The organism is Mycobacterium sp. (assembly GCF_044370595.1).
Taxonomy (GTDB): Bacteria; Actinomycetota; Actinomycetes; order Mycobacteriales; family Mycobacteriaceae; genus Mycobacterium.
The window spans coordinates 1-11,579 of sequence record NZ_JBILVF010000108.1 but is presented as its reverse complement, the minus strand read 5'-3'; the positions used below and the strand labels follow the sequence as shown (position 1 = coordinate 11,579).

Sequence of the window (11,579 nt, the reverse complement as noted above, 5' to 3'; positions counted from 1 at the left end):
TCGGCCGCCGCCACCGCCGTGCGCCGCGGCGCCCGGGTGGTCGTGGCCACCCCGTACGAAGGGCCGATGCGGGACGCCACCGCCGGCCGGGCCGCGGTACTGGCCCCCCGGCTGTGGGTGCCCGAGGAATTCGGGTTGTGCCGGTACCTGGCCGCCGGGCTGGCCACTCTGGCCGCGGTGGACCCGACCCCGGATCCGGAAGCCCAGGATCAGGCAGGCGGTGCCGAGTTGGCGGCCATCGCCGACGAACTCGACGCCGAGGCGCTGCGCAACAGCGTGTCCCGGGAGATCTTCACCAACCCGGCCAAGGCACTGGCCGAGCGGATCTCGAACCGGCCCGTGGTCCTGGCCGGAGACGGCCAGGCCACCTGCGCGCTGGCCCGGCACGCGGCGGCGGTCCTGTTGCGCATCGCCGGACGCACAGTGGCCGCGGCCGGTCTGGCCGACGCCATGGTGGCCCTGCGGCGCGGGCCTGCGACGGGTTTCGGCGATCCGGTGGAAGCGCTGTTCCACGACGAGGAGATCGACGGGCCGCTGCCGGCCCGGCTGCGGGTGCTGGCGCTGACCCTGGATGCGGAGCGTCCGGCGCTGGCTGCGCGGGTCGCCGGAATGGACGGCGTCGATCTGGTGGGGGTCGTGGATGTCGGGGAGGCCGGATCAGTCCCGGAGAGCGTCCCGGAGAGCGTCCCGGAGAGAAACGCCAGCGCCACCCAGCAGTTGGCCACCCTCGCGGTACGGCTGGAGATGGCTGCGGTTTATCTGAGATTGGCGGGGGGATAGCAGGCTCGTGCAGCGTCTACACGGAGCAGTCCGGACGTACGCGTGGGGGTCGCGGACGGCCATCGCCGAGTTCACCGGCCGCCCGGCGCCCACCGCGCACCCGGAGGCCGAACTCTGGCTCGGTGCCCACCCCGGGGACCCGGCCCGACTCGACGGCCCCGGTGGCGAGGAGTCGCTGCTCGACGTCATCGCCGCCGACCCGGACGGTGAACTCGGGCCCGCGGTGCGCCGGCGTTTCGGCGATGTGTTGCCCTTCCTGGTCAAGGTGCTCGCCGCCGACGAGCCGCTGTCGCTTCAGGCTCATCCCAGTGCTGCACAGGCCGCCGACGGCTTCGAGCGTGAGGAGCGCCACGGGGTGCCGGTCAGCGCGCCGGTACGCAACTACCGTGACCGCAACCACAAGCCCGAACTGCTGGTGGCGCTCAGCGACTTCGCCGCACTCGCCGGTTTCCGCCCCGCCGCGCAGTCGGTGGAGTTCATGCGCGCGTTGGCGGTGCCGGGGCTGGACCCCTACCTCGCGCTGCTCGCCGACCAATCCGACGCCGCCGGGCTGCGGGCCCTTTTCACCACCTGGATCACCGCCCCGCAATCCGACGTCGACCAACTCATTCCGGCGGTTCTGGACGGCGCGGTGAGCTACATCCGTTCCGGAGCAACGGTGTTCGGCGCCGAGGCCCGGACGATGCTGGAACTGGGCGAACGCTACCCCGGCGACGCCGGGGTGCTGGCCGCACTGCTGCTCAACCGGATCGCTCTCGCTCCGGGGGAGGGTATCTACCTGCCGGCGGGCAACCTGCACAGCTATCTGCACGGGGTCGGCATGGAGGTTATGGCCAACTCCGACAATGTGCTGCGCGGTGGACTGACACCCAAGCACGTCGACGTGCCCGAACTTCTGCGGGTGCTGGACTTCGACCCGGTGCCGGACGCCCGAGTGGGTACCCACCGCGAGGGTGTCGAACTGATCTATGACACCCCGGCGGCCGAGTTCGCCGCCTCCGTGTTGACCCTCGACGGGGACAGCCTGGGGCGCCAGGTCGACCTCCGGTCACGGCACGACGGCCCGCAGATCCTGGTCTGCACCGACGGTTCGGTGACGGCCCACGCCAAGGCCGGCGAGGTGCGCATCGATCGCGGGGCGGCGGCGTGGGTGGCTGCCGACGACGGCCCGATCCGGGTCGTGGCGAGCACGCCGAGTCGATTGTTCCGCGCCACAGTGGGGGGCTGAGCGGGTAGCCTCTGCCCGCATGCCCGCCCGTCTTCGCACCCTCGGTGCGATGTCCGCGCGCACCAAGTCGGTGGAGCAGTCGATCCTCGACACCGATGAACCCGCGACCCGGTTGCGCAAGGAACTCACCTGGTGGGACCTCACCGTCTTCGGTGTCTCCGTCGTCGTCGGTGCCGGCATCTTCACCGTCACCGCGAGCACCTTCGGCAATATCACCGGCCCGGCGCTGTCGATCTCGTTTGTGATCGCCGCGGTCACCTGCGGGCTGGCTGCGCTGTGCTACGCCGAGTTCGCCTCCACGCTTCCCGTGGCCGGCAGTGCCTACACCTTCTCCTATGCCACCTTCGGTGAGTTCGTCGCCTGGATCATCGGCTGGGATCTGATCCTGGAGTTCGCCGTCGGCGCGGCCGTCGTCGCCAAGGGCTGGTCGAGTTACCTGGGCACGGTCTTCGGATTCTCCGGCGGCGTCTGGGATCTCGGGCCGATCGACTTCGACTGGGGCGCACTGCTGATCGTCGCGGTGGTGGCAACCCTGCTGGCGTTTGGTACCAAGATCTCCTCACACTTCTCCGCCGTCGTCACCGCCATCAAGGTCGCCGTGGTGTTGCTCGTCGTGGCTGTCGGCGCCTTCTACATCAAGCCGGAGAACTTCTCCCCGTTCATCCCGCCCACCGAAACCGGTGCCGGGGCCGCCGGCACGGGTATCGACCAGTCGGTGTTCTCGCTGCTGACCGGCGGGGGCGGCAGCCACTACGGCTGGTACGGCGTGCTGGCCGGTGCTTCCATCGTGTTCTTCGCCTTCATCGGATTCGACGTGGTGGCCACCACCGCCGAGGAAACCAAGAACCCGCAACGCGACGTGGCCCGGGGCATTCTGGCCTCGCTGGCCATCGTCACCGTTCTCTACGTGGCGGTGTCGATCGTGTTGTCCGGGATGGTCAGCTACACCCAACTGCGCGACAGCGGACACGGGAAGGCGAACCTGGCCACCGCGTTCTCCCTCAACGGCATCGACTGGGCCGCCAAGATCATCTCCATCGGTGCCCTGGCCGGTCTCACCACGGTGGTCATGGTGCTCATCCTGGGACTGTCGCGGGTGATGTTCGCCATGGCCCGCGACGGACTGCTGCCCCGCGGTCTGGCCCAGACCGACGCCAAGGACCGCCCGGTCCGCATCACCGTGATCGTCGCGATCATGATCGCGGTGGCCGCCACCGTCTTCCCGATGTCCAAGCTCGAGGAGATGGTCAACGTCGGAACATTGTTCGCCTTCATCCTGGTGTCCGCCGGGGTGATCATCCTGCGGCGCACCCGGCCCGATCTGGACCGCGGATTCCGCGTTCCGTTCGTCCCGGTGCTGCCCATCCTGTCCATCGCGGCCTGCCTGTGGCTGATGCTCAACCTGACAGCGCTGACCTGGGTGCGGTTCGCGGTGTGGATGGCGATCGGGGTCGCGGTGTACGCCTGCTACGGCCGACGGCACTCGGTGCTCGGCCAGCGACTGGCCGCCCAGGCCGGTCCGGAGTCGGTGCGCACCTCGTAGCAGAAAAATCCCCGATTCGGGGATTGCAACCCGTTGCGGTTACCGTAATCGGCATGTCTTCAGCTCTGAACATGACCGCAGACTCCCGCAACGGGATCGACTTCAAGGTCGCCGACCTGTCGCTGGCCGAGTTCGGCCGCAAAGAGATCCGCCTGGCCGAGCACGAGATGCCCGGTCTGATGGCGTTGCGCCGCGAATACGCCGACGTCCTGCCCCTCAAAGGTGCCCGGGTGTCCGGCTCCCTGCACATGACGGTGCAGACCGCGGTGCTGATCGAGACCCTCGTCGCGCTCGGTGCTGAAGTCCGATGGGCGTCCTGCAACATCTTCTCCACCCAGGACCATGCCGCGGCGGCGTGCGTCGTCGGCCCCAACGGAACCCCTGAGGAGCCCCTCGGTGTGCCGATCTTCGCCTGGAAGGGCGAGACGCTCGAGGAGTACTGGTGGGCCGCCGAGCAGATGCTCACCTGGCCCGGCGAGCCCGCCAACATGATCCTCGACGACGGCGGCGATGCCACCATGCTGGTGCTGCGCGGCGCCCAGTTCGAGCGGGCGGGGGTGGTCCCGCCCGAGGAGGACGACCACTCCGATGAATACAAGGTGTTCCTGAACCTGCTGCGCGCCAGCCTGGCAGCCGACGCCCACAAGTGGACCCGGATCGCCGACGCCATCAAGGGCGTCACCGAGGAGACCACCACCGGCGTGCTGCGGCTCTACCAGTTCGCCGCCGCCGGCGAACTGGCCTTCCCGGCGATCAACGTCAACGACTCGGTCACCAAGAGCAAGTTCGACAACAAGTACGGCACCCGCCACTCGCTGATCGACGGCATCAACCGCGGCACCGACGTGCTCATCGGTGGTAAGGCCGCGCTGGTGTGCGGCTACGGCGACGTCGGCAAGGGCTGTGCCGAGGCGCTCAAGGCCCAGGGCGCCCGGGTGGCGGTCACCGAGATCGACCCGATCAACGCCCTCCAGGCGATGATGGACGGCTTCGAGGTCAAGACCGTCGAGGAGGCCATCGGCTGGGCCGACATCGTCATCACCGCTACCGGCAACAAGGACATCATCACCCTCGACCACATGCGGGCGATGAAGGACAAGTCCATCCTGGGCAACATCGGGCACTTCGACAACGAGATCGAGATGGCACGCCTGGAGCGCGACCCGGCCATCCGCCGGATCAACATCAAACCGCAGGTCGACGAGTGGATTTTCCCGGACGGCCACTCCATCATCGTGCTGAGCGAGGGCCGGCTGCTGAACCTCGGAAACGCCACCGGCCACCCGTCGTTCGTGATGAGCAACAGCTTCTCCAACCAGGTGATCGCCCAGATCGAACTGTGGACCAAGAACGACGAGTACGACAACGAGGTCTACCGGCTGCCCAAGCACCTCGACGAGAAGGTGGCCAAGATCCACGTCGAGGCACTCGGCGGCACCCTGACCAAACTGTCCAAGGATCAGGCCGAGTACATCGGTGTCGACGTCGAAGGTCCGTACAAGCCGGAGCATTACCGGTACTGAACCGCTGATGCGGTGATAGCTTGCCGCCGTGGCTTGCGCGTCGCGGTGGAGTGCGATGCTGACGTCCTTGCTGGTGGCAGCCTTGCTGGTGGCGGCCTGCGCCGGGCCGGCCCGCGCCGACGATCCGTACCACCCCGTCGACCCGTACTACAACGAGAACGAGTACATCGCGTTCTACACCCCGCCGGACCCGCTAGGACCCGGCGCGCCCGGCGATCTGATCCGCACCGAGCCCTCCCGGCTGGTGCTCGAACCGTCCGGCCAACTCGGCGCAATCATGGCCACCGGGACGCGGATCATGTACCGCAGCACCGACTCCCGCGGCAACCCGATGGCGGTGACGGGCACCTACTTCGAGCCGTACCACCCGTGGCCGGGTGCCGGCCCGCGCCCATTGGTGGTCTACGGCCCCGGCACCCAGGGTCTCGGTGACCAGTGCGCCCCGTCGCGCCTGTTCAATCAGGGCATCCACTTCGCGCCGTTCCTGGACATCGTCTTCAACTACGAGTCGCTGTTCGTCTCCACCATGGTCGCCCGCGGTTTCGCGATCGTCATGACCGACTATCAGGGTCTGGGCACCCCGGGCGTGCACACCTACGTCAACCGCGTCTCGCAGGCCGGCGCCATGCTCGACGCCGGCCGGGCCGCGCTGCGGCTGCCCGGCACCTCACTGTCCCCCGGCGGCCCGATCGCATTGATGGGCTACTCCCAGGGTGGCGGCGCGTCGGCCGGGGCCGTCGAACTCGCCTCGGCCTACGCACCGGAGTTGAACATCGTCGGCGCGTTCGCCGGTGCCCCCCCGGCCGATCTGGAGGATCAAATCGGCTATACCGACGGCAGCGCCATGGTCGGCCTCATCGGCTACGCGCTGAATTCGGTGCTGTCCACCTACCCGGAGGTCACCGACAAGGTGCGCGCGACGTTGACCCCGATGGGCCACAAACTGCTCGACGACACCAAGAACCAGTGCATCGGCGAGACGGTCATGCGGTTCCGGTTCAAGCGAGCCCAGGATTTCTTCGTCCCGCAACTGGCACAACTGGTGACCGACTCGGTGTTCCGCAAACTGTTCGACGACCAGAAGATCGGCCGCTACCGGCCGCAAGCCCCGGTGCTGGTGGTGTCCAACCGCTTCGATCCGCTGGTCCCGTGGGCGCCGGCCGCTCAGATGGCCCGGGACTGGTGCGCTCAGGGGGCCGACGTCCAGTTCTGGACCAATGAGCAGCCGCCACTGTTCAACAAACTCGGCGTCAACCACGCGTTGCCCTATCTGGTGGACGGGGAACGGGTGCTGCAGTGGCTGGCCGACCGGTTCAACGGGTTGCCCACCACGCCGAACTGCGGGCAGTTCTAGCGTGCTGGTCGTCATCGAGGGACTCGACGGCGCCGGCAAGCGCACCCTGGGCGTTGGCCTGCGAGAGGCGTTCACCGCCGCCGGCCGGTCGGTGGCCACCGTGGCCTTCCCGCGGTACGGCACGTCGATCACCGCCGATCTGGCCAGCGAGGCGCTGCACGGCCGGCACGGCGACCTGGCCGAGTCGGTGTATGCGATGGCGGTGTTGTTCGCCCTGGACCGCGCCGCGGCCAAGGATCAGATCGCGGCTCTGCGAGCCGAGCACGATGTGGTCATCCTGGATCGCTACGTCGCCTCCAACGCCGCCTACTGCGCGGCGCGGCTGGGCCAGGACGCCGCCGGCGAGATGGTGTCCTGGGTCGGTGATCTGGAGTACGGCCGGTTGGCTCTGCCCGAACCCGACCACCAGATTCTGCTCTCGGTGCCGGTGGAACTGGCTGCCGAACGCGCCCGCCGGCGGGCCGACGAAGAAGCCGACCGGGCCCGGGACGCCTACGAACGCGACGCCGGCCTGCAGCAGCGCACCGCAGCGGTGTACGCCGGGCTGGCGCAGCGCCAGTGGCACGGCCGGTGGACGGTGGCCGGCTCCGATATCGTGCCTGGACTGCTGGCGGCGCACCTGCTGTGCTGATCTGACGGCGACATGCGCTGCGTGGCAGCCGGGAAATGTTGCGATTCGATGCCACCATGGACGCCATGAGGCAACGGATCCTGGTCGTTGACGACGATCAATCGCTGGCGGAGATGCTGACCATCGTGCTGCGCAACGAAGGTTTTGAGACGGCGGTTGTCGGCGACGGCTCGCAGGCGCTGACGGCGGTCCGCGAACTGCGGCCCGACCTGGTGCTGCTCGACCTGATGCTGCCGGGTATGAACGGTATCGACGTGTGCCGGGTGCTGCGGGCGGACTCCGGGGTGCCGATCGTCATGCTGACCGCCAAGACCGACACCGTCGACGTGGTGCTCGGCTTGGAGTCCGGCGCCGACGACTACGTGATGAAACCGTTCAAGCCCAAGGAACTGGTGGCCCGGGTGCGGGCCCGGTTGCGGCGCAATGATGACGAGCCCGCCGAGATGCTGTCCATCGGCGATATCGAGATCGACGTGCCGGCCCACAAGGTGACCCGCGACGGCGAGCAGATCTCGCTGACGCCACTGGAGTTCGACCTCCTGGTGGCCTTGGCGCGTAAACCGCGGCAGGTGTTTACTCGTGATGTGCTGCTCGAGCAGGTTTGGGGCTACCGTCACCCCGCCGACACCCGTCTGGTGAACGTCCATGTCCAGCGACTGCGGGCCAAGGTCGAACGGGACCCGGAGAACCCCCAGGTGGTGTTGACCGTTCGAGGAGTGGGATACAAGGCCGGTCCCCCGTGACGCCGCGCGGTGCAGTTGACGCCGTGAGGTCTTTAGCTTGATCTTCAGCACGCGGCGGCGCACCCGGTCCGGACCGGTCGTCCGGGGTACCAATGCGCTGAGCCGTGCGCTGGGCCATATCTGGCGGCGCTCACTGCAACTTCGGGTGGTGGTCCTGACCCTCGGACTCTCGGCGGTGGTGATCCTGGCCCTGGGTTTCGTGCTGACCAGCCAGATCACCAATCGGGTGCTCGACGTGAAGGTCCGGGCGGCCACCGAGGAGGCCAACCGGGCCCGGGCCACCGTGAGCGAGATCGTCAGCGGTGAGGAGGCCCGGTCGCTGGACTCCAGCCTGCAACTGGCCCGCACCACCCTGATCTCCCGACCGGGTCAGGCTTCCGGCGCGGCCGGTCTGGCGGGCCGGTTCGACGCGGTGCTCGTCGTCCCCGGGGACGGCCCCCGCGAGGCCACCTCCGCCGGTCCGGTGGACCAGATTCCGCGTTCGCTGCGTGATTTCGTGCAGGCCGGTCAGGTCAGCTACCAGTACACCTCGGTGCGCACCGAAGGGTTCTCCGGTCCGGCGCTATTGGTCGGCACCCCCGCGCCGTCCCGGGTCAGCAATCTCGAGTTGTATCTCATCTTTCCGCTGACCAGCGAGGAGCGGACCATCGCACTGGTGCGCGGCACCATGGCCACCGGCGGGTTGGTGCTGTTGCTGCTGCTGGCCGGGATCGCGCTGCTGGTCTCCCGGCAGGTGGTGCTGCCGGTGCGATCGGCCTCCCGGATCGCCGAGAGTTTCGCCGAGGGGCACTTTTCGGAACGGATGCCGGTGCGCGGCGAGGACGACATGGCCCGGTTGGCGGTGTCGTTCAACGATATGGCCGAGAGCCTGCAGCGCCAGATCACCAACCTCGAGGAGTTCGGCAACCTGCAGCGCCGGTTCACCTCCGATGTCAGCCACGAACTGCGCACGCCGCTGACCACGGTCCGGATGGCCGCCGACCTGATCTATGACCACAGCGAGGATCTCGACCCGGCGCTGCGCCGTTCCACCGAACTTCTGGTCGGCGAACTCGACCGGTTCGAAACGCTGCTCAACGACCTGCTGGAGATCTCCCGGCACGACGCCGGTGTGGCTGAATTGTCGGTGGAGGCGGTGGATCTGCGCTCCACGGTCAACAGCGCGCTGGGCAAAGTCGGGTACCTGGCTGCCGACGCCGGCGTCGATCTGCAGGTGGACATGCCCGAGGAACCGGTCATCGCCGAGGTCGACCCGCGCCGGGTGGAACGTATCCTGCGCAATCTGATCGCCAACGCCATCGACCACGCCGAGCACCGGCCGGTGCAGATCCGGATGGGCGCCGACGAAGACACCGTCGCGGTCACGGTCCGCGACTTCGGAGTGGGGCTTCGCCCCGGTGAGGAAAAGCTGGTGTTCAGCCGGTTCTGGCGGTCCGACCCGTCGCGGGTGCGGCGCTCCGGGGGAACCGGGTTGGGTCTGGCGATCAGCATCGAGGACGCGCGTCTGCACCAGGGCCGGCTGGAGGCGTGGGGCGAGCCGGGCAAGGGCGCCTGTTTCCGGTTGACCCTGCCGCTGGTCCGCGGCCACAAGGTCACCACCAGCCCGCTGCCGCTCAAACCCCCCGAACGGCTTCGGCAGCGCGAGACCGCAGGAGACCGGGGGTGACCCGCCGCCGACTGAGGGTGCTGCTGAGCGTGCTGCTGGCGGCAACGCTGGGGGTGCTGTCCGGCTGCGCCGGGGTGCCCGATTCCTCGGCCCCGCAGGCGATCGGGACCGTCGAGCGCCCAACGCCCAAACAACTGCCGGAACCGAACCCGGCGATGAACCCCGAACAGTTGTTGCGAGAGTTCCTCAAGGCCACCGCAGATCCGGAGGAACGGCATCTGGCCGCCCGCCAGTTCCTCACCGAGTCGGCATCCAAAGAGTGGGACGACGAGGGCAGTGCCCTGCTGATCGACAAGGTGGTGTTCACCGAAACCCGTTCTGCGGACAAGATTTCGGTGACCATGCAGGCCGACATTCTCGGTTCGATCTCCGACCTCGGCGTCTTCGAGACCGGGGAGGGCAAGCTGCCCGACCCGGGACCCATCGAACTGGTGCAGACTCCCAGCGGCTGGCGCATCAACCGACTGCCCAACGGCGTATTCCTGGACTGGCAGCAATTCCAGACCGCCTACAAGCGCTACACGCTGTACTTCGTCGACCCCACCGGTAAGACCGTCGTCCCGGACCCGCGTTACGTGGCGGTGTCCGACCCCGACATGCTGGCCACCGAATTGGTCAACAAGCTCATCGCCGGACCGCGACCGGAGATGGCCAAAGCGGTGAAGAACCTGCTCGGACCGCCGCTGAAACTGCGCGGGCCGGTCACCCGGGCCGACGGGGGCAAGACCGGGGTGGGCCGCGGCTACGGCGGCGCCCGGGTCGATCTGGAGAACCTCACCACCACCGACCCGGCCAGTCGGCTTCTTGCTGCGGCACAACTGATTTGGACGTTGGCCCGCTCCGATGTCAACGGGCCGTACCTGATCAACGTCGACGGTGCCCCGCTGGACGACCGGTTCGTGGACGGATGGAAGACCACCGACGTCGCCGCTACCGATCCCGGTGCCGTCGACGGCGCCGCGGCCGGGGTGCACGCCCTGATGGGTGGTTCGCTGATGGCGTTGGACGGCCAGCAGGCGGTCAAGGTGCCCGGTTCGTTCGGGACGATGACCGACCAGGCCACAGCGATGTTGTCCCGGTCCGGTCGCGACGTGGCCGCGGTGGCCGGACCGCCGGGCGGCGGGGCCGCGCTGTGGATCGGCCCGCGAGGCGGGCAGGCGGTGCAGGCAACCGACGGTCGGACCCTGTCGCGGCCGTCCTGGGCACTCGACGACGCGGTGTGGGTCGTCGTGGACGGCAACAGCGTGGTGCGGGTGATCCGCGAAGAGGCTTCCGGGCGGCCGGCCCGCATCCCGGTGGACTCCGCGGCGGTGACGTCGCGCTACCCGGGGTCGATCGGCGAACTGCAGGTGTCCCGGGACGGCACCCGGGTGGCCATGGTGATCGAGGGTCAGGTGGTGCTCGCCGGGGTCGAGCAGACCCCGGGCGGGGAGTTCGCCCTGGCCTATCCGCGCCGCATCGGGTTCGGCCTCGGCAAGTCGGTGGTGTCGCTGGCCTGGCGCACCGGTGACGACCTGGTGGTCACCCGCAGCGACCAGGCCCACCCGGTGTCCTACGTCAACCTCGACGGGGTGAACTCCGACGGCCCGAGCAGCAACCTGCTGATGCCGGTGTCCGCGGTGACCGCCAACCCGTCGGCGGTGTACGTCGCCGATGCGCGCGGCGTGCTGCAACTGCTGGCCACCAGTGCCGAAAGCGGGCAGACCTGGACCGAGTTGCGGCCCTTCATGATGGCCGGCGCGGTTCCGGTGATGCCGGGCTGAGGCAGCCCGGCTCGTCACACCCCGGGTCCAGACTGGCGGCATGCTTGATCTGGTGCTGCCGTTGGAGTGCGGGGGCTGCGGGCTTGCGTCCACCCGCTGGTGCGACGCATGCGCCGCCGCACTGCGGGTCCACCCCGACGAACCGCATGTGGTCACCCCACGCGTCGATCCGGCAGTGCCGGTCTTCTCGCTGGGCCGCTACGCCGGTGCCCGTCGGCAGGGGATCGTCGCGGTCAAAGAACACGGCCGTCGCGATCTGGTCATGCCGTTCGCCCGGACCCTCGCGCTGGGAATCGACCGCCTCATCACCTGGGGCGTCGTCGAACTTCCGCTGATCGTGGTGCCGGC

At 68.7% G+C, this 11,579-nt stretch carries 9 protein-coding genes and 1 pseudogene; all 10 read left to right on the top strand.

What is annotated here, in order from left to right:
* A partial coding sequence (locus tag ADBZ5N_RS13450; RefSeq protein WP_526258099.1) for a TobH protein occupies positions 1-780 on the top strand: 780 nt, incomplete at its 5' end.
* 7 nt (positions 781-787) lie between these two features.
* Positions 788-2,008, top strand: coding sequence for a mannose-6-phosphate isomerase, class I (gene manA, locus ADBZ5N_RS13445; RefSeq protein WP_526258097.1), 1,221 nt, complete (start codon positions 788-790; stop codon positions 2,006-2,008).
* Positions 2,009-2,057: 49 nt separating this feature from the next.
* Positions 2,058-3,551, top strand: coding sequence for an amino acid permease (locus ADBZ5N_RS13440; RefSeq protein WP_526258107.1), 1,494 nt, complete (start codon positions 2,058-2,060; stop codon positions 3,549-3,551).
* A 53-nt stretch (positions 3,552-3,604) separates the two neighbouring features.
* Positions 3,605-5,074 (top strand): adenosylhomocysteinase, encoded by a 1,470-nt coding sequence (ahcY, locus tag ADBZ5N_RS13435; RefSeq protein ID WP_526258095.1) that lies wholly within the window; start codon positions 3,605-3,607, stop codon positions 5,072-5,074.
* Positions 5,075-5,129: 55 nt separating this feature from the next.
* A complete protein-coding gene (locus ADBZ5N_RS13430; protein ID WP_526258105.1) occupies positions 5,130-6,428 on the top strand; it encodes a lipase family protein in 1,299 nt (432 codons plus the stop codon).
* Position 6,429: 1 nt separating this feature from the next.
* Positions 6,430-7,059 (top strand): dTMP kinase, encoded by a 630-nt coding sequence (locus ADBZ5N_RS13425; protein ID WP_526258093.1) that lies wholly within the window; start codon positions 6,430-6,432, stop codon positions 7,057-7,059.
* Between the two features lie 56 nt (positions 7,060-7,115).
* Entirely contained in the window at positions 7,116-7,802 is a 687-nt protein-coding gene (gene mtrA, locus ADBZ5N_RS13420) for a two-component system response regulator MtrA (protein ID WP_526258103.1), read from the top strand.
* Positions 7,803-7,839: 37 nt separating this feature from the next.
* Positions 7,840-9,468 (top strand): MtrAB system histidine kinase MtrB, encoded by a 1,629-nt coding sequence (mtrB, locus tag ADBZ5N_RS13415; RefSeq protein ID WP_526258091.1) that lies wholly within the window; start codon positions 7,840-7,842, stop codon positions 9,466-9,468.
* Between the two features lie 11 nt (positions 9,469-9,479).
* A complete protein-coding gene (lpqB, locus tag ADBZ5N_RS13410; RefSeq protein WP_526258101.1) occupies positions 9,480-11,231 on the top strand; it encodes an MtrAB system accessory lipoprotein LpqB in 1,752 nt (583 codons plus the stop codon).
* A gap of 40 nt (positions 11,232-11,271) precedes the next feature.
* Positions 11,272-11,579 (top strand): annotated as a pseudogene (locus ADBZ5N_RS13405) (ComF family protein); the annotation flags it as partial.

Excerpts from the sequence above, each read along its gene's own strand:
- ADBZ5N_RS13440 (WP_526258107.1), top strand. The coding sequence starts at position 2,058 with ATGTCCGCGCGCACCAAGTCGGTGGAGCAGTCGATCCTCGACACCGAT.
- ahcY (WP_526258095.1), top strand. The coding sequence starts at position 3,605 with ATGTCTTCAGCTCTGAACATGACCGCAGACTCCCGCAACGGGATCGAC.
- ADBZ5N_RS13430 (WP_526258105.1), top strand. The coding sequence starts at position 5,130 with ATGCTGACGTCCTTGCTGGTGGCAGCCTTGCTGGTGGCGGCCTGCGCC.
- mtrA (WP_526258103.1), top strand. The coding sequence starts at position 7,116 with ATGGACGCCATGAGGCAACGGATCCTGGTCGTTGACGACGATCAATCG.